The sequence below is a fragment of the Vibrio sp. 99-70-13A1 genome (assembly GCF_013114625.1).
In the GTDB taxonomy this organism is placed as follows: Bacteria; Pseudomonadota; Gammaproteobacteria; order Enterobacterales; family Vibrionaceae; genus Vibrio.
Window position 1 is genome coordinate 35652 of record NZ_VTXD01000017.1, and the last position, 24741, is coordinate 60392.

A 24741-nucleotide genomic window follows, 5' to 3' on the forward strand; every position below is an offset into this window, starting at 1 on the left:
ACCTCTAATATGTGATTGTAAAGTATCTTCATGTTAAGATACTTTGGTATTTTATTTTAGTCTTTTATCTTATTAGTAGGGTGCTGTTTTATATGGACGCAATTGATCGAGTGATAGAACAATGGGCAAAAGAAAAACCAGATCTTGAAACTGAACCCATGGCGATGATGGGACGAGTAATGCGTATTGCTAAATATATGGAAACAGCAGTTGCTGAACTTCATAAAAGTTACGATTTGAAGTTAGGCGAATTTGATGTGTTGGCGACACTCCGACGTTCTGGAGAACCGTTTTTGTTGACTCCATCAGAACTAATCGGCTCATTAATGCTGACATCCGGCGCTATGACAAATCGTCTGGATAAACTTGAAGGTAAAGGTTTAATCGCAAGAGCACACAGTAAAGAAGATAGAAGAAGTGTCACGGTTGAATTGACTGAGAAAGGTCTAGCTTTGATCGATGAAATGATTCTTGAGCATGTCGAAACGCAAAAGCGATTAGTTCAACCTCTCACCGACAATCAGAAACAAAGCGCGAATGCACTCCTAAAAGTATGGTTGAAAGAATACGAGTAGTTCATATGATTTCAAAGCACTTGATGCACATTCTATAGCTTGATGCATTCTCTATAGCTTAGTGTCTCCGTTATAGAAGGATTGTTTGTTTTTGTACATCATCTCATCTGCTTGCTTGAATAAATCACTGGTATTAAGTTGTATGTCATGAGCTGATTTATCATTATTCGCCCAACCAATTGAGAAATTGGCAGAGTGCTGCTTTCCTTTACCGTCAGTTAGAGTCAACCCTTCTTGCGATTGGCTTAACCGTGCATCTAAGTTACTGCACTCTGCGAAAGTGTGGTGATTCGTTAAAATTGCAAGCTCATCCCCACCAATTCTATATAAAGTGTCTTCAGGTGCGAGTTGCTGCTGAATCGTATTGCAGCATAATTGAATTAAGGCATCACCAAGGTCATGACCATAGTTGTCATTAATTATCTTTAAACCATTAATATCTATAATAAATAAACCGATATTGCTTAAATCGATGGTATTAAAATCTTCATTAAAAGCTTTGCGATTTTTGCAAGGCAAAAGCCCGTCTTTTCTTGCAATTGTCAGTAACTCTAACCAAGCAGATAACTGTTTTAAAAATAACCTAAACACTAAATTCTGTTCTTTTAATTCTAACGTTTCTTCATAGATTAAAGACGCTAACCACTCTCCTTTACTCGAATGTAATGAAAGACCGTGTTCGATTTCTGAAGATAAGACTAAATCGAATGGTGTATTAGGAAAAAGAACTGTGAGTTGTTCTTTTATCTTCACTGGTGCAAGCCTATATGGAATGTCGCTATATTGTGAAGCAAATTCAATGACTGCCGCCAGGTTGTTTTTATGTTGTTCTTCTCTAAATAAAGCTTCCGATATCTGAGCCGTTTGTGTTTGAACTTGATCCTCTAGCTCCTGATTAAACATAGATAATTTATGGTTAGACTCTTCAATCATTTTTTTTGAATACGCTAATTGTGCATTTTGATTTTTGAGTTCTGATAATTGTCTACGAATGGTTGTACTCATTTTTCGTAAAATCATCGTGATATTCATGAACTCAGTAAATTGGAATTTTTGTCCACTTGGATCTTCGTTTTTAGCGTAGCTCACAATGGTTTTTTCCATCAGTGTGAATTGTTTTTTAATCCATCGATTAAAGAATAAAGCAATAGTAAAACTGACTATGAGAGTAAATCCGAAGATAATTGAAAGGGTTTTTCGTGATTCATTCATCGCTTTCAAGCGGTATGTATTTGAAAATCTATATTCAAGATTCAGTGTCAAAGGTTTGAAAAGAGATGTGGAAGAGTAATGAAACGGTTTATTGAACGCTTCATTGTCTTTATCAGATTCAATAGGGTGAACAATACCAAATCGGTCTGAAGAAGAGATGGAAAAGTATTCTTCTTCATATAGGAAATGAGAGAAAGAATGCTCAATATCAGCAAAATCAATTAACAGAATAATATAACCAAGTGCTTGGTAATTTTTATTACGGTCTAATGTATAGGCCAGCATTGGGGAAGCAATAGCGACACCTGACCCCGATCCTTTATTCTTTTGGTGTTGGGCGATTTTGGGTTCAAAAAAAGTCGAATGAAACATTTGCCCCTTTTTATAGACATCCGTTTGTTGCTTCAATTCAGAATATAATTGGCTTTGCTCAAATTGGTAATCACTGCCATTGAAGTTGTACAAAGGTTCCCAGTCGGCATTTACAATATACACACTATTAATGAGATTAGAGAAGTTTCTAAAGCGATCAAGGTTTTGGTTGATAACCGATGAATACAAAATATTATCAACAGCTTGGATGTTAAAGCGGTCGTGTGAAAGCCAACTTAAGCTGTGTTCAATGCGTGCAAATTCTTCCTTTAGCTGACTATCTATGCTGCCAGCGATATTGGAAATCTGTTTTTCCTTTTCCTGCATATCGGTTTGTACGATACGTTTTGTAATACTGTTACTGGCAAAGATGAGCGGTGCTACTGAACCTATAATAAGAAAGTAGGCAAGGACTTTTCTAAGGCTTAACTTGGGAAATCTCATCGCGAGGACTCAATTTTTGATTCAAATTGATGGACAAGAGTATCCATGTAAAGAGTGACCTCTTTAGCAGGCATACCATCAAAATAACGATAAAACCCACGAGACAGGACTTCCCAAACAAATGAAAGGCGAAGAGTGGTTGGCATAGGTTGCGCTACGAGGTATTCATTGTAAATAGCAAATGCGAGTTCATCACTGGCAGTAAAAACCTCTTGGTTTACTTGTTTGAATGAAGAAATGTATTGGTATTTTTGACTTAAACGTTTTAGAAAAGCCTCATCTTGCATTGACTGAATAAAGCGTTTAACTAATTCTCGTTTCTGTGGGTTTTGGAAAGCCCCTTTAGTTACCGCTATGACTTTACTGCCGGAAAGCGACTGCATGGCATTACCTTCATAAGTCGGTAAGTTTGTAATGCCTAACTGAGCGCCGAATGTATCGTTCAATGATTCAAATGCCCAGTCACCATCGATTAAATATGGGACTTCGCTATTCAAAAATTTGTTTCGTGCACAGTCAGAATTGCATTCGAGTTCAATATTGAGCTTGCTTAATAATTGGCGATAAAACTTCAAAGATTGCAGCATTGACTGACTGGTGAAATCTAATTCGCCAAGTGGCTCTTTTTGGAAGAATAGCTCCATAAAAGCGACAAAAAAATACATGTCTCTTGCAGGAAAGCTGAGTTGTTGTTCGTTGGGCTTAGTGACTGCATTTAAGAAAAAATCTTCCCATGAGGTAAGGGGTGGATTGACCAGTTTTTTGTTGTAAAAAAGCATCAAATGATTACCTAAGAATAACGGCAAGCCCATATATTGCTGATTTACTTGAACACCTTTAATGGCAGTTGATTCGAGTTTATTGTGATCAATCCATTCTGAAGGAAGTGGGTTTAGGTCAATGTACTCATGGAGCCCTAAATAGTCAGAAGGAAGGAAAATAAGGTCGGGCATATAATTTCGGTTTTGTTTTGCTAACAACAATTCAGCTTTTATATTGCCATTCGCAAACTCACGAGTTGTGATTCTATACCCTGTTGTTTCCTCGAATTGCTTAGCGATCTGATGATTCACTTCACCGTTGAATGCGCTCCACAGCTCTAAAGTCTGAGCGTGTAAATGAGCTGTAAAAACGAATGTAGCGATAAGCAGGAGTTGCTTCAAAATCAGTCTCGGGTTCGGTTTAATATGCAATTGGCTATTTTAAAAGCACTCATCCAAACATACAACACGATAGGTTGTAATGTGTCGTGTTTTCCATATTAAAGTGTTGACTTCGTGCTTAAGCTCACGAAATTCAAATATGTGACAGGGTCTCTTTTCTGAATGCTAATTGCACTTCATATACTTACTGTACTTAAAGCATTGAGTTGGATCTGATGATTACTATCTGAGCTAGAACTAGAGCGAAAGGGCGAATATTAACAGTATAGGTAAAGTAACAATACTCAGAAAGTTACCAAATAATACCATTGAGGCGACATTATTCGGCTCTACTTGAAAGCGCTCTGCAAACAAGTAATTCATGACAGCTGGTGGCAACATGCTAAAAAGCACCATCATCTGTAAGTGAAGAGGAGGGAGTGGAATAAAGTAATAAATAATAGCAAACGACACAGCTCCAGTAACGATAGATTGCAAAGTGCTGATTAGCCCAACCTTGAATCCACTTAGCTTTAGGTTGACCATTTGAGAACCAAGAGAAAGTAGCATAATTGGTACTGCTGCTTGTCCAAGTAACGACGTTGCTTCATAAATCGGATTCCAGACTGAAATACCGGACAAATTTAAGAACATTGCTATTGCGGCAGCTATGAATATCGGCATGGAAATGATTTGCTTGATAGGGTTCCCTTTACTGAGAAGAGCTAACCCAAGACTAATGTGCACGCAGGCTGACACCACGAACAATAAAACGGCTGGTGCGAGTGCTGACTCTCCAAAAGTGTAAGTAAACAGTGGAATGGCTAAGTTGCCACTATTACGAAACATGTGGGGCGGAGCCCAAGCTTTGAAGTTTAAATGCCATATTTTGCAAATGGGCACCATCAACAAGCCTGGGACTAGAAGGGCTACCAGAGAAGCAGAAATTAAAGGAAGTTGTTCAGTATCAAGAGGCATCATCGTCAACGAAGCAAATACCAACGCAGGTATGCACACATCCATATTGATGCGGTTGATTGGTGCAAAATCAGGTTTAATCCATAACCCAATAGCAAATCCAACCCCTGCTAATGCAAAGACTGGGAATAGAATACTGACAACTTGTTCGAACATAGAATTCCTTTCTAAAGTTCAGAGCGATGCACTGTTTAAGCGTTAATAGTGCACCTGTCACTAGAGCTAAATTAATCAAGCAAATGTTTTAATGAGGCTAATGTTTAATGAGACTAGCGGCTAATGAGGTCCATCAAGCTGGCTAAAGAGAATCATCAAACGACAGGGTTTGTTGCCACTCACTCAGCGCTTTTATATGAGATGGACCTATGCCACAACACCCGCCAATAATAGTTGCACCGAGCTGATACCAACGTTTGGCATAAACTAAATGTTCTTCGGGAGTCATTTCTCTCATGGCTTGTAAAGTACCATTGGCTTTGTGTTCTGCTTTAATCGGCATAAAGTTGTTCGCATAAACGCCAATATCAATATCAATATCACTATTTGAATGAGAAATGACGTCTTTTGCCGTGATGATTGCCTTCTCCATAACTTCAGGAACGGAGCAATTAAACATTATCCCTTTAGCACCAGAAGCACAGACCATCTCTGTGGCTGTTTTTACACATTGACCGGATCTTAATGCGGCATGCCCATGCGCTTCGTCACTTAAACTAAAAGCGTAATAAGCATCTAGTTCAGATTGCTGAAGAACGGACTTAATGGTTTTGAACTCTTCTAAACTAGAAATCGTTTCGACAATCCATATATCAACATAACGCTCTTGTGCATTAACTAAAGTTTGTATGATCGTTTTTGCTTCTTCAGCTTTAAATAAATCAGGTCGGTAGCTACCGAACGGAGGAGGGATTGCACCGGCAACAAGTACCTTTGAGTGACAAGCTCTGTTTTTCTCAGAGTTATTGCTTCCATCCAGCTTGTTATTATCGGTAATTACCTCAAGGTCGGGATTTGCAGAAGTCGCCGCGACATCATGTGCAATTCTGGCAGCATCTCGCGCAAGCTGTGCGCCTTGAGTTTGGTATAGGTCATCACCCAAGTGAAAAGGAACGCATGCATAACTGTTGGTAATAATAATTTCTGCACCAGCATCAATAAAATTTTGATGGGCTTGTCTTACATGTTCAGGTGATTCAATGAGTGCTTGCGCACTCCATAACGGTTGTGAAAAGGGGGCTCCAATATCTTGGAGTTCACGACCCATTCCGCCGTCTAAAATAGTGAGTTTTTTCATAGTGTAATACAGATAACCAGTTCTTAATTGCAACAATACCAGACGGTTTGCTTTAAAACCAAGAGCTGTTGTGAATTTAGTCACTCTTAAGTCATCATTGACATTTTTAAAAGGCTAATATTCAGATAAGTGCTTCGGGAACAGAGCTAATGATTATTGAGAGGATGTTGATCAATGAATATAAAAGTAGGCTGGTTTAACCTTACTGCTTAACCCCCAAATTCTTAAGATGATGTCACAAAACGAAATTCAGAAAACCATTGCGAGTTTTACTTCGATTGAGCAAGCTCTGAAATATTTTGATATTGGATTTGATAGCAAATTTATTAATGAATATCGACTTGAGCTGACTAAACGTTTTAACGGCTATTTGATTCTAACAAAACCGGATGATTGGTTTTCGGCTCGTCGAGCATTAAAAAATGCATACTGCAAGATACAAAGAAGCCGATTAGATAAGCAATCGCGTTCAGCATGCCGAGGTTGTACTTCATGCCAACGTCGCTAGCTGCATCTTGATAGCCATTTCTTCTAAGCACTTTAAAATTCATTTAGTAATTATAAATTAATAACCCTCAAGCCGACCAAGTAACCATTCCTGCTAACATAAATCTAAATACTCCTGTTGGTGCATATTAGGTATGACTAAGTGTAAATAATGGTTTTTCCTTCTAATTCACTCCCCATAATTACGCTTTTATTTCAGTATTATTTAGCGTAATAAAATAAATGAATAATTAGTTGTTGATGCAAAATAAGTCCTCTCTTATTACATAAGGACGACAAATTCTTGCGAGTAAATTTATAAATATAAGATCTTTTAGGTGTGTTAATTAGCTATTAGCCTAAGGTTGTTTTGCAAAGGAATTTAAGTGACTTGAAATTACTCACTTTCATTTCTCTATTGAAACAATAACTTAAGGAATTGCAATTATGCATTTGAATCAAGGACGAGTGGCTAAGAAGGTCTTTACACTGAGTACCTTAACAGCATCGTGTCTTATGGCTTTTAATAGTTATGCAGCGGTTGACTGTACAACGTTAGAAACATGGGATTCATCGGTTGTTTATACTGGTGGTGATCAAGTCGCTCATAATAATACGGCTTATAAAGCTAACTATTGGAATCAGAATAACGATCCTAGCCAATTTTCTGGTGATTATGCTCAGTGGAAAGTGGTAGATGTGTGTTCTGGCGGTGGCGTTGTTGAAAATGAAATTCCAACCGTAGCATTAACTTCTCCAAGTTCAACGGCTGTCATTGCTGAAGGTGAGACGGTTCTACTCAGTGCAAATGCATTAGATAGCGACGGTACAGTTGCATCGGTTAGCTTTTCTGTTGACGGTGTAGTCGTAGCTACTGCAACGCAAGCACCATATGAAGCGGCTTGGGTCGCATCTTCTGGTTCGCATACCATTTCTGTTACCGCGTTAGATAATGAAGGGGCTACTAGCCTTGTTAATAGCGTATCAGTAACCATCGATTCAACACTTCCAGTCAATGAATTGCCAGTTGTTTCACTATCGGTATCGGCTTCATCAGTTGATGTGGGTGGAGTTGTGACGTTAACGGCGGCTGCTTCTGATTCTGATGGCACAGTTGATAAGGTTGATTTCTATGTAGCGGGTACTCTAGTTGGTACTGCGGCCACTGCTCCTTACGCGTTAGACTTTACAGCGACAGCTGCTGGATCTTTGTCTGTATACGCGAAAGTGACGGATAATTTAGGTGCCACTGCTGATTCAACGCCAGTTGCACTTACAGTGATTGGAGAGCCAGTTGCGAATAACTGTCGCCCTGATGGACTTTACCAAACCGAAGGTGTGAGCGTTCCTTACTGTACAATTTACGATGAAGAAGGTCGTGAAAAAATGGGTGTTGATCACCCACGTCGTGTGATTGGTTACTTTACTAGCTGGCGCTCAGGGGATGATCCGCAAGCGGCATACCTAGTGAATGATATTCCTTGGGAACAATTAACGCACATTAACTACGCTTTCGTGAGTATTGGTGCCGACGGTAAAGTGAATGTTGGTGATGTAAATGATCCTAACAATGCGGCTGTTGGTAAAGAATGGCCTGGTATTGAAGTTGATCCTGCTCTTGGATTTAAAGGTCACTTCGGCGCATTAGCAACGGCTAAGAAGAAGCACGGTGTTAAAACACTGATTTCAATTGGTGGTTGGGCTGAAACAGGTGGTCACTTTGCGACAGACGGCAGCCGAGTAGCCGATGGTGGTTTCTACACCATGACAACCAATGCTGATGGCTCTATTAATCATCAAGGTATTGAAACATTTGCTACTTCAGCCGTTGAAATGCTTCGCAAATACCAATTTGATGGTTTAGATATCGATTATGAATATCCGACCTCAATGGCTGGTGCTGGTAACCCTTACGACAAAGACTTCATGGAACCACGTCGTCAATACTTGTGGGCTTCTTACCAAGTATTAATGAAAGTATTACGTGAAAAATTAGATGCTGCGTCTGCTCAAGATGGCACTCACTACATGCTAACTATTGCAGCACCATCATCAGGTTACTTACTACGTGGCATGGAAACCTTTGATGTTACTAAGTACCTCGATTATGTAAACATCATGTCTTACGACTTGCACGGTGCTTGGAATGATCATGTAGGTCACAATGCTGCGCTATTTGATACAGGTAAAGATTCTGAATTAGCACAGTGGAATGTCTATGGTACGGCAGCTTACGGCGGTATTGGTTACCTAAATACAGACTGGGCATACCATTACTTCAGAGGTTCAATGCCTGCTGGTCGTATTAATATTGGTGTTCCTTACTATACTCGTGGCTGGCAAGGTGTGACAGGTGGCGAAAACGGTCTATGGGGCCGCGCGGCTCTTCCGAACCAAGCCGAATGTTCTGCCGGTACTGGTGAAGGTGAGAAGAATAACTGTGGTCATGGTGCGGTTGGTATCGATAACATGTGGCACGACACCGATCCAAAAGGTAATGAAATGGGCGCGGGTTCAAACCCAATGTGGCATGCGAAGAACCTAGAGAAAGGTATTTGGGGATCGTATGCTGACGCGTATAAACTTGATCCTGTGAACGATCCAACGGATGTTCTTAAAGGTACGTATACTCGTAACTACGACAGTGTGGCAGTTGCCCCTTGGCTATGGAATGCAGAGAAAGGCGTATTCCTTTCAACAGAAGATAAACAGTCTATCGATGTTAAAGCAGACTATGTTATCGACAAGGAAATCGGCGGCATCATGTTCTGGGAGCTTGCAGGCGACTATAACTGTTATGTACTAGATGCAAATGGCCAACGAACTTCAATTGATACGACTGAACAAGCGTGTACAAGTGGTAATGGTGAATTCCACATGGGTAATACCATGACTAAAGCCATTTACGATAAGTTTAAGTCAGCAACTCCTTACGGAAACAAAGTCGCGACAGGTGTACTACCGACTGAAGCTTTGGATATTTCGGTATCAGTTGGCGGATTTAAAGTAGGTGACCAAAACTACCCAATCAATCCAAAAATTACGTTTACCAACAACACTGGTCAAGCATTGCCTGGTGGCACTGAATTCCAATTCGATATTCCAGTATCAGCTCCGGATAATGCTAAAGATCAATCTGGTGGCGGTCTTCAAGTTATTGCTTCTGGGCATACACGTGCAGACAATATTGGTGGCTTAGACGGAACCATGCACCGAGTAGCCTTCACACTTCCAGCTTGGAAAGAACTGCCTGCTGGTGGCGTATACGAGCTTGATATGGTTTATTACCTGCCAATTTCTGGTCCTGCAAATTATGCAGTAAACGTGAACGGCGTGGATTATGCGTTTAAGTTTGAGCAACCAGATTTACCACTAGGTGATATTTCAGGTGGTAATGGTGGTAACCCTGGTGATGGGAATACAAATCCGGGTACATGTGACACTGCTGGTATTGTGACTTACCCTGACTTGCCGCAAAAAGACTGGGCGGGTAACCCAAGCCATGCAAATACTGGTGACCAAGTGATACATAACAATGTTATCTACAAAGCTAACTGGTGGACGAGTTCTGTTCCAGGAAGTGATGGTAGTTGGACAAAAGTGTGTTCATAGCTAAAGCATGAGCAAAACTTGTTTTAACGAAGCTTGTTCATAAATAAAGTTTGTGAAATGGTATGTAAATAATGTTTGATGCTTAAACTTATGAGTACTTAAACGAAAAAACCGCCCTAACTTAGGGCGGTTTTTAATAATATGTGATGAATGACTAAGCTTTCGCTTCTTTCATTGATTCAGCTTTTTTTTCTTTTTGCATTTTGGTTAGGAAGTAAACATTAACGCAAGCAATGAATGCATTCGTTACTACAACCGGCCATGCTTCAATCATAAGTCCGTATGCTGTGAACAGTCCACAACCAACAAAGTTAAGAACACGTAAGCGTACGATGTCTTTCATTGTTAGTGAGATAGCTACCATAATTGAAGCTGCGTAACCTAAAATTTCAACCATATTGAATTCCATTATTTGATCCTCTAATTTTGCCGATTGTCTGTCGGTACCAATCCTTCTCATCATGAGATTATTGAGGTAGCTCCGTGCCTCGAATGGTATGGTTATGTTTAATTGATAAGAACTATAACAAGGCTAAATGTGTGATGAAACCCCCAAAACGGGCATAAGTGAAGGTTAGCGATTACGCAAACGTTTAATAAGTTTCCACTGTTAATAATTACCGGATATGTTGGTAAACAGAATTCATATATATCAGAAAAAAAGCAAGGATAGCTTATGTTTATTGAAAGTGAAAAACCGTTAAAGGGAAGTATATTGAAAAGTAATGTATGGAAATTGAAACGATTAAAACCTGGAATGTACAAGAGTCTTATTTTAGGTGGTTTATCATTAAGCTTATTAGCTTGTACTACAGTAGAAAAACCAAGAGTGAATGATTATGGGGTTGTGACGAGTGGTGATTTCACATTTATGGAGAAAGGCATCAAAACTTATTCATGGCACTCAAAATCAAACAAGGCTTATCTTTCTAGTAAATACAATCAAACTCAAGTGACAGACTTAGTTCGTCAATCCATTCAACAAGAGTTATCGGCACATGGTTTTCAATTGAAAGCCAATAATGCGGTTGGCGATATGATTGTTGGCTTTGGTTTGACTGAAGAGTCAATCCTGAGTGATGAACAAATATACGAAGCGATAAAATTGTCTACGGGCGTTCCATTTTATGATGGCGATGGAAAGCTTGCTGAAAAAGGTTCTATGTATATCTTCTTCATGGTTCCTAATAATGCAGCCCCTCAATGGCAAGCGTTTGCACAAGCTGCACTTAAAGATGGAAATGAAATTGGAGAGACAAAAAATCGATTGGATCATTTCATTCAAAAATTATTTAAAACCTTGCCACATATCTAAGCCACTATTAACTTTTAAATTCCTATCCACCGAAGCTAGATATTCAACGGATCAAAGCGCTTAATTTTTTGATCGCCTTCACTGGCTTTCAGTGATATGGGTATTCTAGCGATACTAACACCTTGCATTCTTAGAGCAGAAATCATAAACCTTTCATTCTCAGTGAGGTGTTTATATTTCATTTTTTTTACTTCTTAGCGGGAGCAAACTTTATGATTATTGCACCTTACTGTCATTATGTTCAGAGGTGCCGTACTTAGAGTTTGAATTCAATAGTTGTATGAATGTTAATGGTGCGCCGTTCCATTAACTGGCTGTTTTTATAGCTATTTTTTGTGTTTATCTGATCTACTTCAATGTTCCGCATTACAAAATTGTATTTTTATTCGATAGAAATATCATTGTAATTTATATAATTACAATGAGTTATCAAATGAAAGTAATACTTCCTTGCATGCTTTTGGCTATGTCCTTAGTTGGTTGTGCGAGTACAGGTCCCCAAAAAGATTACGTCTATATACCTAATCAAATATCAGACCCTTTAAAAGGTAATATGAATAAGCTGGCTGATGAACTAAGTAAAGAACAAAATTTAGTCGCAGAATTTGTAGAAGAACAGACATTATTAAAAATCGAAATAAGGGCAGGGCGCGACTCTCGTTTTGCTTGGGGAGTACCTAGGAACGACCTTTATGAGCAACTATGTTTTAGTGATGACGGATTCTATAAAGCAATCCGTGAAGCAGGTATTGGTGTTGAATACACATTGATCGATGAATCGAGCAAGCAAGAATTTGGCCCATGGAATGCTGCTGCTTGTTTATAGTTTAGCTGATCTAACACGTACATATTTAATGTGCGTGTTTGTAGTTTATAACTCATCTATCAATATTGGGGTTATGGCTTATCCATATTAGGAAATCATATCAATTATAAATTGTAATCATCAGATAGAAATGTGTAAGACAGATTCATAACACTTGGTATTTCAGTTTAGTTCAGGTCAGTTTTGTACTTATGGTACATGGACTCATTAGAATGAAAGAATTACTCACTATTTACGTGTAGTAAAGCCTCTGAGTAAGATCTTACATTATTCAATAATAAGAAATTTAGTAGTATAAGAATTAGGATAAAAAGTGAAGTACTTTATAGCAGCAGTTTTAGCTCTTTCGATTATGGGATGCTCTAAGAGCAGATATCCGAATCAACTATCAGTGGATATTGTGACTGAAAAATTACATGAAAATGGACCTAATATTTTTTGCGACCAGCCTGGATATTCAGCATGTTTCGACATAACTCAAACACAATGTTTAACTGACATGACTGATATTTCTACCAGTTGTATAAAAAAATTAGATAGCAAGTTTGGGAAAACATCAGTGAATAACATGGATGAGTATGCCAAGCATTATTCAGCATGTGTTGTTACGGAGCACTTCTTTCAATACATGGATACCATTGATGGGGTAGCTAGCTGTGTACAAGATTTGAACTATGATGAAAAACAAGGCATGCGTTCATTATTCAAATAGCATAATGACCCACCTTCAGAGAACATCATTTTTTTATGCCTTTTTAGGCGAGTTAAAACTGGCAGGTCTTAGAACATAGCGGGACAAGGCTTTGAACAAAGTTTGAAGAATTAAACTACTACAGAACTTCTGTGTTATATGCGACATCGAAGTTCGCTTGGTCAATCTTTTTATATCATCCTTCCGCATTTTTATTAGTCCAATTGCCTGCTTAAATAGCAGTTCATAATGCATCCGGTTTTTGACGACTCGAACGGTTTTTTAAACTGTTTTTAGTAAGACTTTCATCAGTTTAACTCGAGTAAGTCATAGTGCTTATTTATAGATGAACAACTAAGCCTATAACGAGCTATTTGGTGAGAATGTAGCTTGCTTGGGGTTCTTTTTATAGCTTGATTAATATCAATGCCGACCAAACACTTGCATAAATGCGCAAGCGTGAGTGTTGTCTGCGTCTCTTATCACTTGTTAGAGATTCCAATTGTGGATGATAAATTAGTTATTGCGTTAAATGAGTTTTTTTATGTGGCTAAAGGTTTAGTCCTTATCATTGCTGTTGTATCTGTATTGACGGGTATAATGCGAGAATATATTCCTCAAGATAAACTCCAAGCTACCCTCACAAAACATGACAAATGGGGAACATTACTAGGTGCTCTCTTTGGAATGCTTACACCATTTTGCAGCGCAGCTGTTGTTCCTGTAACTATGGCAATAGCATCAATGGGAGCATCACTTGGTACGGTAATGAGTTTCATCATTTCAGCACCATTATGTAACTTCATCGTACTGGCTATGGTTTACGCAGCTTTTGGTTTAAAGATCACCGTGGTTTACTTCTTAATAACTTTTAGCGCGGCGGTTATTGGCGGTTATTTGATTTCTAAATCTCCTTGGAGAAACGAAATTAAACGTGATGGTGAACTTGAAGACACTAAAGGTAAAAGCTGTGGCTCTGAAAAGATGAATACCTGCGGTGGTGTTCCTTCCTCAGCTTCAAGAATGCGTAATGCGATGGGCGGGGCATGGGCTTTATTTAAGCGTATTATCCCATATGTGTTATTGGGCGCGGCAATAAGTGGTTTTTCTGCGGCTTACTTGCCTGCTGATCTTGTTGAGAAATATGTTGGTGGCGATAGTTTTGAGTCGATAGTGATTGCTTCACTTATTGGTATTCCACTCTATCTGCGTATTGAGATGGTAATTCCTTTGCTTAACGTATTGATAGCGAAAGGAATGGGCTTAGGTGCTGCGTTAGCACTAATTATTGGCGGTACTGGTGCAAGTTTGCCTGAAATCGCGTTAGTATCAGCTGTTCTTAAAAGAAAAGCAGTGATAGCGTTTGTAGGAATAGTCTTAACGACTGCCATTACAGGCGGTGCTATTTTCCAATACGTGCTGTAGAAATTTTGCGCCACTCGATTTGAGTGGCGCTATTAGTTGAAAAGGTAAACACCATGATGGATGAAAAATATATTGATGCGTTAAAAGCGTTATCGGAACCAAACCGATTACGATTGTTTTGGCTTTTTTTGCATGTAGATGAATGCATGGCAGTGGCTGAAGCTATGGATATCATTGGTGAAACTCAGTACAACGTTTCTCGTAATTTGAAAATGTTATATAAAGCAGGGCTGCTTAACCACGAGAAGAAAGGTAAGTGGGTGTTCTATACCTTAAAAGAGCAAACTGCACCACACTGTAAAGCTCTAGTTGATTCAGTGAGATACTTACCAGAAGACGACTTCAAAGAAGTTGTTAGGCGTTGCCTGATTCGTTTATCAATGAGAATTGATGGCGAGTGTGTTGTCGGTCCTGATAGTGAAATGTGGCACAGTAAAATTAAGTAGTAATGGGTATGAATACATACAATAAACAGGAATTGGATGCTGTTTTAGAGTAACATAAGTTGTGGTTGGAGGGCAAAGGAGGTTATCGAGCCGACTTAGGATACGCAAATTTAAGCCAGCTTGATCTTCAAGGTGTCGACCTCCGCAGAGCGAATTTGACTAGAACTAATTTCAGCAATAGTAACTTGTCTGGTGCAGATATGAGCGATGCTGATATTACTTACGCGAATTTCCAGAATGCTTGTCTAGACCATGCTATTTTCCAAGATTCTGATTTGCGTAATGCCAATATGAGTCATGCGCAAATGTTCAATGTAGATTTATTGCGAGCAGATTTGTATCACACTGATTTTAGTCATGCTTGTATCAATGCAAGCATACTCAATCCTCCGAACCTGGACCAGGCGATAATAACCTTACGAGATACTAAAAAGTTAAGTTGCCTTTCGCTTTAAAAAGCTTATGTATAAGGCATCTTTAGCGTTTGGTCTATTTCATATCTAATTCACAATTTTGAATGAAGATTAGGTGACAAGGCAGATACTTGAATGCCCCTTGCGGGGCGTATTGCACTTCAAACGTTTTACTAACCTTAATCTAAAAATCCAGGGTTAAGAAAGTGGATTACACTGGACGTCCATGTATCGCTTTTTTATTTCAGCTAAGTCGTTATACGAAAGAATGAATGCTTTAACTACATCTGGATCAAAATGGCAACCGGACTCTGATATGATTAAATCTTTCGCTTCTTGATCTGTCCATGCTCTTTTGTAAGGTCGAGTAGAAGTCAAAGCGTCATAGACATCAGCAATCGCAATAATCCTAGCGGAAAGCGGAATCATTTCACCTGATAGTCCATATGGATAGCCAGAGCCATCCCATTTCTCATGGTGTGCTAGAGAGATATCTTTTGCCATTTTTAGAAGAGGGCTGTTGTGATCTCCAATTATTTTGGCACCGAACTCAGGGTGTTCCTTCATTCTTTCCCATTCTTCTTTGTCTAATTTATCAGGTTTGTGCAGGATTTTATCTGGGATTCCTATTTTCCCTATATCATGCATTGGGGCTGCGGTGAGCAAGTCTTCGCACCATTCAATTGAGCAACCATAATTTTTTGCTATCGCTTTTGAATAATGGCTCATTCTTATCACATGCATTCCTGTGTCGTTATCTTTGAACTCCGCAGCATTGCCAAGTCTTTCAATGATTTTTCGGTTTGCTGTTGTTAGCTTTCTGTTTGATCTCGTACTGATTGCAATTGTTAAAGTGATGGTGCCAACCGTAAATACAGTCATTGCTCCGATGATCAAAGTAATACTGTTTCTAAAGCCATAGTGATCCGCGAGTACTTCATCAACGTCCATTTTTGCAACAAAAACTGCTTCGAATGAATCTTGCCAACTCGCGACTACAAACACGTCATTCCCAATATGATCTTTTGTTTTTATTAGCTGACTTAAATCTCCGTTCTTAGAGGGCATCGGAATTTGGAGGTTACCTTTGCAATTACCTGTTTTACAACGAGATAAAATAGTACCACTTAAGTCTACAGCAATGACTTCACCTGTATTCTGGAAGTACTTTTTATAGCTATCAGGGAAATAAATTTCATCGGTCACAATATTGGTTACGATAACACCAACTATTTCGCCTAAGTTCTCATTGATAATCGGCACTAATAAATACAGGTGACCTAGGTATCGTTTAAGATCTTGGTCATACCGTCCACGCACAGGGAATAGTGATGGTTTACCTTCTAGCGCGCTTAAAAAATGAGTATAGATGTCAGCATTGAAGGTACTTTCCCCTACTAAATCGCCATAGCTTGCTAAGGTTGCGCCTTTAGTATTCATCACAGAAAAAGAACCGGCTTCACCGATATGCAAAGAAGAATACTTTTTTAATATATGAATCATTCTTTGTTGTTCAGCAGCAATATCACTTGTGAGTGGTAAGCTTGATGTATCGAGCAAGGATTGAAATGTCTCTTTGAACTGAGGAGTGCTGGCAACATAATAATAAGTAGACGCCATTACCTTCATTTTTTCTTCAACACTCACTTTGTAGTCAACAATAACTTGGCTTAATTCGCTGTAAGCTTTGTTTGTCTCATAGCTCTCATTTGAGTCCGATAAAGAAGCACCAACAGCAAATATTATGGTGACGAAAATAGTGACAGAGAACACCGCCATTCTAGTGAAGTTACTTGATGAAAAGTCGACATCAATATCGCTAGATTCCGATATTCGTGAAACCACTTTGAATACTGCCCACAGAATAACGATGACTACTCCAAAGACGGCAGCAAGATACCAAATTTTAAATCTGTCCCGAGAACTGTAGACCTCATCCTTAAGATATACCTCAACCTTACCAACGATCATGTTGTTGTAAACGATCTCTGAGTAACCATAAATGAAGTAAGACCGCAGATTGCTCGGCACATTTGCACCATATCTGGGAACCTGACCATCCAATAAGTAGCTAGCAATTATGTCACCACTGACAGAATCCGTAATGGCAAGGGCTTTGATTTCTTCATCACCACTTGCCATAGATTTAATTGTTGATTCAAGGCTTTTCTTATCTAGGTTATAAACCATGGCGGCGGTTATTTTAGAAATCTTATCCGCGGTTTTAGTTGCCGTATTGATGTTGTGATTTAAAGTCGTTGTATTACTGTCTAAAGATAGGGAAACGAGATAAAGCGCGGTAACAATAGAAACGATCACTATCGCGTAAGAGAGGTTAATGGTTTTAGATAGAGTCATACTCTTCGCCTTCTTGAATATATGAAGCAAACAACTTATCTATGTATCCATCACTTATAAGAGTCGAAATAGCTTGGTTTATTTTTGGTACAAAATGCTCATGTTTTTTAGCGAGCCTTATTCTTAGATCATAGGTTTTTATCGTACTCGTAATATCTAAGTGATCGCTCAACTTCCCTTTTGCATTGAGCACGACCTTTGGCATCAAAGTGTAATCACATCGCCCTAATTCCATCATTGTTAAAGAAACGGATTCTGCCGTTATATCTACGTCTTTTAGTGCGATATCCATGTCGTGAAAACCGGACATGGAGCATGAAGATAGTGCTTCAAAGTCTAATTCCTTGGTTGGTATGAAGCTAAGTGAGGTTTTTCGATAAACAATGACTTCTTCTGATTCATAAAAGGGGAGCGTATATACACTGTTTTCAGTTTCTCGTTCTTCTGTTCGCCAGCCCATATCGATGCCAGGCTCTACATCTAGTTTCTGATATTTCATTAAGTGACGAATTCTTGGTTGAGGTAAGAACTTGTACTTAAATTCTATGTTGGTCATTTTCCCCACTTGATTGAGAAGGTCGATGTAGATGCCACGATTACTTGCTTGTCTTGGAGAGTTGACAAAATACGGATAACGACCTTGGTTGATTAATCCGACTTCTAAAATTTGTTTTTCACTTTTGGATTCAGGTGGATTAACGGATGCAAAACTGGTGGCTGAATGCAAGAAATACAGGGCTAGTGCTGACTTAATAAGCCGCTTTTTCATGTTAAACCTTATCTAAATCAGTTTGTTGGTAATAAATAATTGAACGTTACCTCAATAGGTTAACATTTATTTGCCAAATAGTGAATGTCGTCCACTATTTCTGTTATTATTAGATCTCATCGATAAATTCAGGCTACCAATAGCAACATATTTAAATTTTTAGACAACAATAGGTACTTACATTGAAAGTAAATAAGGGCTTTACTCTAATAGAACTTGTGATGGTAATCGTCATATTAGGCATATTGTCTGTTCTTGCTGCGCCTCGATTTCTTAACCTACAGACAGATGCAAGAAATTCAGCCTTACAAGGTTTGAAAGGCTCGATGGAAGGTGCATTTAGTTTAGCTTACGGAAAACTTGCCATTGCTGGCTATGAAAAGCTGAGCTATTTTGATTTCGATGTGGAAGATGTTTTCCCTGGCTGTACTGGGAATTGTAAATTTTCTTATGGGTATCCAGTTCCAACAGAGGAAGCACTGTCTTACATCGTAAACGGGATTGGTACTGATTTTTCTGTTGGTATGTTTCAAGGTACAGGTGAAAAACCATTTGTGTTTATCTCGTCCCCTGAAAATATGACGGATTCTGGCGCTTTAGTGAAGGAGTCATGTTACTTAAAATATTCTATGACTACGATTATAGGTGATGGAGAAACTATTTCGCCTGGAGAAGTGGAATTTTTTGAATGCAAATAATTTCATATAATTTGTTCTTAGTTAATCGGGTATGAGCAGATAACTAGGCACAGAGTTAGCTATATTCTTTATCAAATATTTGAAATATGACTCATCAAAAAAAAGCCACGTCCAAGAGTAACTCAATAGGACGTGGCTAGCTAAGTCAGCTATTAATGATATACAGAGTAGTTATCTACCGAAGCTATTATACATAGTTTCGGTAGATAATAAATGACGTCCATTATTTTAACTGAATTTATCAACAGCACACAATCAATAGATTAGTGCAGTAAAATAAAGCTTCATGAGGGTTAAGGACTAAGCTCGATAATGAACGAATGAACTTCTTGTCGTCATTTTGGTTTTCTTTGCGCTGTACATTGCTGAGTCGGCTGCTGAAACAAGAGACTCCATATCAATGAGTACTGCATCATTGAATGCGATGCCAATTGATAATCCAACTTCTACTTCTTCACCGTCTATTTCAATTGGTTTGTGAACCTCATCAATTATGCGCTGAGAGATATTTGAAGCGGCTTTTTCATTAATGCCATCTATAGCGACTAGAAACTCATCACCACCAATTCTTGCACATATATCAACTGATTTGACACTTGATGAAATACGGTTTGCGATTATCTTTAATAGCTGGTCTCCTGCATCGTGCCCAAGGGTGTCATTGACTTCCTTAAAGCCATTCATATCCATAAATAGGCAACACAATTTCTTTTTATCCGCAATTCGCTTACTCATTAGCTCGTTACAGTGCTTCCTATTCGATAAGCCTGTCAGTGCATCCTTTCTGGAAACTTCTTTCACTCTTTTCAACATAACTGCCATAAAAGCCAGTGAGCAAAGCATAAAAAGGGAAGCAATAGTGACGCTGTAATGGAAAACAATTTCTCGCCTGTCGAGTGCTCTACGTTCTTTCAAGAATTTATCAAACTGTCCACCCTTGAGCTGGAATCGAACAACGGATGCGTAATTCATTTTAATGTTATTGATAGCGGCAAGAGTCGCCAGTTTTGACTCTTTGCTATTTTTTGTATCAGCAGCTGACTCTGAATAGACGATTTCTAATGTATTGATACTTTCTTCTAATTCGTGTTTTGCGACAACTCTAAGGCTCTCGATAACGTGTGGGCTGGTGGTTAGAAAATCGTAGGTCACGTATATAAAATCAATACTATTAGCTTCTGTAGTACCTTGCTCTATGAGCATAGCATTCAGAACCTTGGACTCGTACTTGTACACTTCTTTTATGAACCGCCACGAAGCCCAGTATGAAGCTCTTGTTTCGTCAATATAGCCAATGAACTGTTCTTCTTTAGCGATTTGCGCTTTATGGATGGAATTAAGAGTGACAAAGAAAACAGACAGTGAAAATAAGATTCCAACGATGATTAAAATTCTTCTCACTTTTGCTTCCTATTTTATGATCTTGAAGTCGCTGACAAACCAGACTTGATCGTAAGCAATGTCCAGGAGGTTGTTACCTTGAGATTTGTCGGTGAAGTTTAAGATTAGGGTAATTGGCCCTTTTTGACGAACTGAGATTCGTTTTCCGTTTCTCTTGAAAGTGACGAAATATTGCTTATCTAATAAAGATGCTTGGGGTATCTCAACTGCATAATCATTAAGAGCTGTGACTTTTATACCGCTGATATTTTGTACATCATAGCCGGACATTTTGACTAAATCGTTTAAGTATATTCCGTCATAGACATCTTCTTGCTCTCTCCATGGAGTAACGGTAGTCATTTTTTCTGTTGGTAGGTTTTCTAGCTGTTCAATTGAATAGCGAGTTATTTTTTCATTGATGTTGTTAGTTACAGAAAGATCACTGGCCAATAAAGAAATAGGGAAAAAAGTTAACGCAGACAGGGTCGCCTTTATCATTTTAATCTTGGTCATATTATTTACTCATTCTGTAACAGTGTGAATTATTTTGTCGCATTTTAGGTGTAAGGCGCCATGTTACATAAAAAATAGAAGACAGCATATACTATTTTTGATCTCGTTAAATTTACTCTTAAACTACTAGTACAAAAACTAGGGGCTGACACGTTATTTTTCACGCTATAGCCAAATATCCCATCATAACTTAATGGATTTTATATTCTAATTGATTGAAATTTAGTATGAATTCTTTAAGTAAGCTTTAAGGGGGTGTCATATAAGCAAAATGACAAGTGTGCGTTTTTATGTATAATCACCAGGCATTATGGAGAGGGAAATATGCCAAGAGTTAACAGAGCAACTTCAGACAAAACTAAGGAACGGATTATTGAGACAGCGGTTCGTATCGTACTCAATGATGGTTTTGAACACCTTACTTTTACGAACATAGCCAAAGAAGCTAATGTTAGCCGTTCCAGTACCAACACCCATTTCAAAAATAAAGAAGAGTTAATTGAGGCTATCAAACCTAAAGTGGGTGAGGTAATTGTTCCTTTATTTTGCTATGAAAGCCCAGAAAAATTCTTAGAGTCATGGAAGAAAGTCTACTCAACAGACCATCACGCTCAAAAGCTTCTTTACAATACTCGCAATTTAGTAAGTTCGAGTGATGGTATTAAAGGGCTAATCAGCTTGATTCAAGGTGAAGACCGAGAAAAAGTAGAAGAAGTGGTGTTGTACTGTATTGGTTATTCTATGTACAAAGGCATTTACGGTCAAAAGCCTGAACCAGCCTAAAGACCAAGATAATATAGTCTGCTCATACTATCTGCCCTATAAGCTGATGCTTAGTTTTATTTTGTTTAATAGAAAATTTGTGTAAGCCGTCAATTTAGAGGGCATGATTGGCGGAGTATTGTTTGAATATACGCTCTTACATAACTTGATGGTTCTTTCTTTACCTAATTTACTGTGTTTGACCTTTTTTCCCAAAGCCACCTTACCTTATTTGGTCCATTTAACTCTTCAATATGTCTTTCTGCTTGAGTTGAGAAAGAATCTCTGCGGTTTTCTCGCGGAATAAATCTCTTAGCAAGCGAACCGTTGGTGTGATGGATTGACGACTTGGACATACTAGCCATAATTCGGTAGGTGTAGGTTTGAAAGTTGGCATAACATTGACAACATCACCGGCAAGCAAGTGACTCGAAATATCTAAGCAAGATTTGATTGCAATTCCTTTCCCTGCAATACACCAGCGTCTAACTAGGTCGCCATCGTTCGACGCACGATTCCCTTTTAACTTCACTTTATGATCTTGCTTGCCATCGTTAAACACCCATTCATCTTGCAATATGTCATGCAGTTGATAAAGCAAACTATTGTGTTCTGCTAAGTCACTAGGTTGGTTTGGGGTGCTCATCTTTGCCAGGTATTCAGGAGTCGCACATAATATTCTAGGTACATCGCATATTTTAAACCCATACATGTTGGCGTCAGTCGGGGAGCCGTAACGCAGCGCCATATCAACGGAATCGCGATAGAAATCGATATTACTGTCACTGATGCTGGTACGAAGCGTTGCCTTTGGGTATTCAAGCAGAAATTCATCAAGCCAAGGAGTAATGAGGTTACGTCCTAGATCTGATGAAAGTGCAATTCGGATCTCACCATCAACAATTCCAAGCTCTTCTTGCATGCTAAGTTTTGCTTGGCCCAATATTTTTAAGGCTTGCTCGCATTCAGGTAAATAACGTTCACCTGCTGAAGAGAGTCTTAAATGGCGAGTGGTTCTTACAAACAATTCAGCACCCAGTGCGGCTTCAACCCGTTTAACCGCGGCGCTCGCGGTGGCAGTACGCATGTCTAGGTTGGTTGCTGCTGCGGTAATACTACGAAATTCTGCCACTTTTAAAATGACTTGTAAGTCTTCCAGAAGCATATTATCTACTCGTGTTTGATAATGTTCTAAACATTGTATTGAAATATTTTCTAATCACAAAGCGGCTTAATCCAACTTTATTCCTTCCAAACTAACTTCATACGCTTAATTGTCAAAATATATTTGATAATAATTCAAATGTAAGGCTGTTTTTCGTTAGTAATAATCTAACTACTATGTGTTCATACCAACAACGCACTGCAGTCACAAACTGCATCAATGAAGCAAAAAGCCAAAAGGAACACATCATGACTACATTAACTATCGTCGCAAACATCGTTGCTAACCAAGACAGTGTAGAACTAGTAAAAGCAGAGCTGCTTAAGCTGATTGATATTACTCGTGCTGAAGAAGGCTGCATCAATTACGACCTACATCAAGACAATGAAAACCCGGCTCATTTCACTTTCTATGAAAACTGGGTGTCACGCGAACTCTGGCAAGCTCATATGGGTAACCAACACCTAACGGATTACATGACAGCAACAGAAGGCGCAGTCGCAAGCTTTACCGTTAACGAAATGACCCAAATCGTTTAACTGCTAGCAAAGAAGCAATTTGCGGACAACGATAAACACCACAGAATTAAATGATATGCCTCCAGAAGGAGGCGTAGATAGAGGATTTCTCATGAAAAACGTAAAATCATTACTAGCATTAAGCACAGCTGTATTCTTTAACACAGCACAAGCAGCCGACATCGAAGTCGTCGCTCAGCTCGACGGCACTCGCCCAGGCAACATTACTGTTACGGAACAAGGTCGCACTTTCCTTTCGATGCAACCTCTTGATACACCTAAATTCCGTGTTGTTGAATTGATGGAGGATGGTTCAACAAAACCTTTCCCAACCAAAGATTGGGCTGATGGACCTGAAACAGGGGAGGTTGGACTTTCTTCGGTTATCGGAATCGATAGCACAGAAGACGGTGTGGTTTGGATTTTGGACATGGGCAGCGCCGATGCGCCCGCACAAATCGTTGCGTGGGACACCGTAAACAACACACTCTTTAAGCGTATCGAGATAAGCAAAGATGTCACTGTCGGCAATTCGTTCTTACAGGATTTCGCTTTAGATACTAAGCGTAATCAGATGTACATTGCGGATACTACGCTTGGGAACTTGTTCGGTGAACCTGCACCCGCCTTCGTTGTGGTTGATTTAGACACGGGTAAATCGCGCCGTGTGCTTGAGTCTTACAAAGCATTGCTTTCACCTGAGCATGATGTCGTTATCGATAGCTCATTAATGGGAGCGAAACGCGAAGATGGCAGTTCAGATGCTCTTTATCTAGGGTTGAATCCAATCACGATTGACTCGAAAAACGAGTGGTTATACTTCGGAACTGTAAACGGCAGTTCGATCTACCGACTACCCGCAGGGGCGCTTGCTAACGATAAACTGACTGACCAAGAGCTTGCTCAAGGCATCGAGTTTTACAGAGAGAAGCGTCCGAGTGATGGCATGATCATCGCGGATAACGGCGACATTTACGTTGGCGATGTTGAGAAGAATGCAGTGAGTATCGTAACAAAAGAGGGATTCAAGACTTTTGCTCACGACGACAAGTTACTGTCGTGGGCTGATGGTTTCTCAATCCAAGATGATTACCTGTACGTGACGCAAAACTCTCTGCACCTAAACTCTGCATTGAATGAAGGTGAAGAGGGCTCAAGCAAGCCATACCATGTGTTACGCATCAAAATGGATTAATACTCTAGCGATCGAATGACCTCTGGTTATCTGATTTACAAAATTTTATTAAGCGCTATGTATCTCAACGATACATAGCGTTTTTTGCCTAGAGTTACTTAAGTAAGCTGCCCCAAAAGACATAAGCATGAAGCCTTCAAATGGCATCC

The 24741-nt window shown here is 39.1% G+C and carries 23 protein-coding genes; 13 read left to right on the plus strand and 10 right to left on the minus strand.

Going from position 1 to position 24741, the window contains the following annotated elements:
- The first annotated feature begins 92 nt into the window (after positions 1-92).
- Positions 93-575 carry a MarR family transcriptional regulator gene (locus F0226_RS12170; RefSeq protein ID WP_171735892.1) on the plus strand — a complete coding sequence of 161 codons (483 nt, stop codon included), beginning with the start codon at positions 93-95 and terminating at the stop codon, positions 573-575.
- Positions 576-626: 51 nt separating this feature from the next.
- Here the strand turns inward: F0226_RS12170 and F0226_RS12175 are convergent, their stop codons facing one another.
- The 4 genes from F0226_RS12175 to F0226_RS12190 form a co-directional block, all read right to left on the minus strand.
- A complete protein-coding gene (locus F0226_RS12175; RefSeq protein WP_171735893.1) occupies positions 627-2603 on the minus strand; it encodes a diguanylate cyclase in 1977 nt (658 codons plus the stop codon).
- Positions 2600-3766, minus strand: coding sequence for an extracellular solute-binding protein (locus tag F0226_RS12180; protein ID WP_171735894.1), 1167 nt, complete (start codon positions 3764-3766; stop codon positions 2600-2602). Before F0226_RS12180 ends, F0226_RS12175 begins: the two co-directional genes overlap by 4 nt.
- Before the next feature lie 237 nt (positions 3767-4003).
- The gene (locus tag F0226_RS12185; protein WP_171735895.1) at positions 4004-4879 is read right to left on the minus strand and encodes an AEC family transporter; all 876 of its coding nucleotides are present in this window, start codon (positions 4877-4879) and stop codon (positions 4004-4006) included.
- A gap of 142 nt (positions 4880-5021) precedes the next feature.
- Complete coding sequence (locus tag F0226_RS12190; RefSeq protein WP_171735896.1) at positions 5022-6017, minus strand: homocysteine S-methyltransferase family protein; 996 nt, start codon at positions 6015-6017, stop codon at positions 5022-5024.
- Positions 6018-6249: 232 nt separating this feature from the next.
- Here F0226_RS12190 and F0226_RS12195 point away from each other — a divergent pair, with 232 nt between their 5' ends.
- Together F0226_RS12195 and F0226_RS12200 are read left to right on the plus strand one after the other, a co-directional pair.
- On the plus strand, positions 6250-6525 hold the full coding sequence (locus F0226_RS12195) for a nitrogenase-stabilizing/protective protein NifW (protein ID WP_171735941.1): 276 nt from the start codon (positions 6250-6252) through the stop codon (positions 6523-6525).
- A 425-nt stretch (positions 6526-6950) separates the two neighbouring features.
- A complete protein-coding gene (locus F0226_RS12200) occupies positions 6951-10115 on the plus strand; it encodes a glycosyl hydrolase family 18 protein (RefSeq protein ID WP_171735897.1) in 3165 nt (1054 codons plus the stop codon).
- A 154-nt stretch (positions 10116-10269) separates the two neighbouring features.
- Here F0226_RS12200 and F0226_RS12205 read toward each other — a convergent pair whose 3' ends face one another.
- Complete coding sequence (locus F0226_RS12205; RefSeq protein WP_171735898.1) at positions 10270-10524, minus strand: YgjV family protein; 255 nt, start codon at positions 10522-10524, stop codon at positions 10270-10272.
- Between the two features lie 348 nt (positions 10525-10872).
- On the opposite strand from F0226_RS12205, the gene F0226_RS12210 reads away from it, so the two are divergent.
- The 6 genes from F0226_RS12210 (at position 10873) to F0226_RS12235 (ending at position 15273) form a co-directional block, all read left to right on the plus strand.
- Positions 10873-11430 carry a DUF4136 domain-containing protein gene (locus F0226_RS12210; protein WP_253820816.1) on the plus strand — a complete coding sequence of 186 codons (558 nt, stop codon included), beginning with the start codon at positions 10873-10875 and terminating at the stop codon, positions 11428-11430.
- 433 nt (positions 11431-11863) lie between these two features.
- Positions 11864-12256 (plus strand): hypothetical protein, encoded by a 393-nt coding sequence (locus F0226_RS12215; protein ID WP_171735900.1) that lies wholly within the window; start codon positions 11864-11866, stop codon positions 12254-12256.
- A gap of 313 nt (positions 12257-12569) precedes the next feature.
- A complete protein-coding gene (locus F0226_RS12220) occupies positions 12570-12968 on the plus strand; it encodes a hypothetical protein (protein WP_171735901.1) in 399 nt (132 codons plus the stop codon).
- A gap of 483 nt (positions 12969-13451) precedes the next feature.
- Complete coding sequence (locus tag F0226_RS12225; RefSeq protein WP_171735902.1) at positions 13452-14372, plus strand: permease; 921 nt, start codon at positions 13452-13454, stop codon at positions 14370-14372.
- 53 nt (positions 14373-14425) lie between these two features.
- Positions 14426-14818, plus strand: coding sequence for a metalloregulator ArsR/SmtB family transcription factor (locus tag F0226_RS12230; protein WP_171735903.1), 393 nt, complete (start codon positions 14426-14428; stop codon positions 14816-14818).
- A gap of 65 nt (positions 14819-14883) precedes the next feature.
- A complete protein-coding gene (locus F0226_RS12235; protein WP_345776517.1) occupies positions 14884-15273 on the plus strand; it encodes a pentapeptide repeat-containing protein in 390 nt (129 codons plus the stop codon).
- A gap of 156 nt (positions 15274-15429) precedes the next feature.
- Here F0226_RS12235 and F0226_RS22525 read toward each other — a convergent pair whose 3' ends face one another.
- On the minus strand, positions 15430-17589 hold the full coding sequence (locus F0226_RS22525; RefSeq protein ID WP_253820812.1) for an HD domain-containing phosphohydrolase: 2160 nt from the start codon (positions 17587-17589) through the stop codon (positions 15430-15432).
- Positions 17576-18358, minus strand: a complete 783-nt coding sequence (locus F0226_RS12245) for a transporter substrate-binding domain-containing protein (RefSeq protein ID WP_171735905.1) — start codon at positions 18356-18358, stop codon at positions 17576-17578. Before F0226_RS12245 ends, F0226_RS22525 begins: the two co-directional genes overlap by 14 nt.
- A gap of 182 nt (positions 18359-18540) precedes the next feature.
- Between F0226_RS12245 and F0226_RS22670 the strand changes: the two genes are divergently transcribed.
- Positions 18541-19056, plus strand: a complete 516-nt coding sequence (locus F0226_RS22670) for a type II secretion system protein (protein WP_171735906.1) — start codon at positions 18541-18543, stop codon at positions 19054-19056.
- Positions 19057-19356: 300 nt separating this feature from the next.
- On the opposite strand, the gene F0226_RS22750 is transcribed toward F0226_RS22670, so the two are convergent.
- Both F0226_RS22750 and F0226_RS12260 read right to left on the minus strand, forming a co-directional pair.
- A complete protein-coding gene (locus tag F0226_RS22750) occupies positions 19357-20457 on the minus strand; it encodes a GGDEF domain-containing protein (protein ID WP_171735907.1) in 1101 nt (366 codons plus the stop codon).
- A gap of 9 nt (positions 20458-20466) precedes the next feature.
- Positions 20467-20952, minus strand: a complete 486-nt coding sequence (locus F0226_RS12260) for a hypothetical protein (protein ID WP_171735908.1) — start codon at positions 20950-20952, stop codon at positions 20467-20469.
- 324 nt (positions 20953-21276) lie between these two features.
- Here F0226_RS12260 and F0226_RS12265 point away from each other — a divergent pair, with 324 nt between their 5' ends.
- A complete protein-coding gene (locus tag F0226_RS12265; protein WP_171735909.1) occupies positions 21277-21735 on the plus strand; it encodes a TetR/AcrR family transcriptional regulator in 459 nt (152 codons plus the stop codon).
- Positions 21736-21955: 220 nt separating this feature from the next.
- Here the strand turns inward: F0226_RS12265 and F0226_RS12270 are convergent, their stop codons facing one another.
- Entirely contained in the window at positions 21956-22879 is a 924-nt protein-coding gene (locus F0226_RS12270; protein WP_171735910.1) for a LysR family transcriptional regulator, read from the minus strand.
- Between the two features lie 248 nt (positions 22880-23127).
- Between F0226_RS12270 and F0226_RS12275 the strand changes: the two genes are divergently transcribed.
- Both F0226_RS12275 and F0226_RS12280 read left to right on the plus strand, forming a co-directional pair.
- Positions 23128-23418, plus strand: coding sequence for a putative quinol monooxygenase (locus F0226_RS12275; protein WP_171735911.1), 291 nt, complete (start codon positions 23128-23130; stop codon positions 23416-23418).
- Positions 23419-23509: 91 nt separating this feature from the next.
- On the plus strand, positions 23510-24592 hold the full coding sequence (locus F0226_RS12280) for an L-dopachrome tautomerase-related protein (protein ID WP_216606619.1): 1083 nt from the start codon (positions 23510-23512) through the stop codon (positions 24590-24592).
- Positions 24593-24741 lie beyond the last annotated feature (149 nt).

Coding starts and splice junctions, on each gene's coding strand:
- F0226_RS12170 (WP_171735892.1), top strand. CDS start 93: ATGGACGCAATTGATCGAGTGATAGAACAATGGGCAAAAGAAAAACCA.
- F0226_RS12175 (WP_171735893.1), bottom strand. CDS start 2,603: ATGAGATTTCCCAAGTTAAGCCTTAGAAAAGTCCTTGCCTACTTTCTT.
- F0226_RS12185 (WP_171735895.1), bottom strand. CDS start 4,879: ATGTTCGAACAAGTTGTCAGTATTCTATTCCCAGTCTTTGCATTAGCA.
- F0226_RS12190 (WP_171735896.1), bottom strand. CDS start 6,017: ATGAAAAAACTCACTATTTTAGACGGCGGAATGGGTCGTGAACTCCAA.
- F0226_RS12195 (WP_171735941.1), top strand. CDS start 6,250: ATGTCACAAAACGAAATTCAGAAAACCATTGCGAGTTTTACTTCGATT.
- F0226_RS12200 (WP_171735897.1), top strand. CDS start 6,951: ATGCATTTGAATCAAGGACGAGTGGCTAAGAAGGTCTTTACACTGAGT.
- F0226_RS12205 (WP_171735898.1), bottom strand. CDS start 10,524: ATGGAATTCAATATGGTTGAAATTTTAGGTTACGCAGCTTCAATTATG.
- F0226_RS12210 (WP_253820816.1), top strand. CDS start 10,873: ATGTACAAGAGTCTTATTTTAGGTGGTTTATCATTAAGCTTATTAGCT.
- F0226_RS12215 (WP_171735900.1), top strand. CDS start 11,864: ATGAAAGTAATACTTCCTTGCATGCTTTTGGCTATGTCCTTAGTTGGT.
- F0226_RS12230 (WP_171735903.1), top strand. CDS start 14,426: ATGATGGATGAAAAATATATTGATGCGTTAAAAGCGTTATCGGAACCA.
- F0226_RS22525 (WP_253820812.1), bottom strand. CDS start 17,589: ATGACTCTATCTAAAACCATTAACCTCTCTTACGCGATAGTGATCGTT.
- F0226_RS12245 (WP_171735905.1), bottom strand. CDS start 18,358: ATGAAAAAGCGGCTTATTAAGTCAGCACTAGCCCTGTATTTCTTGCAT.
- F0226_RS12260 (WP_171735908.1), bottom strand. CDS start 20,952: ATGACCAAGATTAAAATGATAAAGGCGACCCTGTCTGCGTTAACTTTT.
- F0226_RS12265 (WP_171735909.1), top strand. CDS start 21,277: ATGCCAAGAGTTAACAGAGCAACTTCAGACAAAACTAAGGAACGGATT.
- F0226_RS12270 (WP_171735910.1), bottom strand. CDS start 22,879: ATGCTTCTGGAAGACTTACAAGTCATTTTAAAAGTGGCAGAATTTCGT.
- F0226_RS12275 (WP_171735911.1), top strand. CDS start 23,128: ATGACTACATTAACTATCGTCGCAAACATCGTTGCTAACCAAGACAGT.
- F0226_RS12280 (WP_216606619.1), top strand. CDS start 23,510: ATGAAAAACGTAAAATCATTACTAGCATTAAGCACAGCTGTATTCTTT.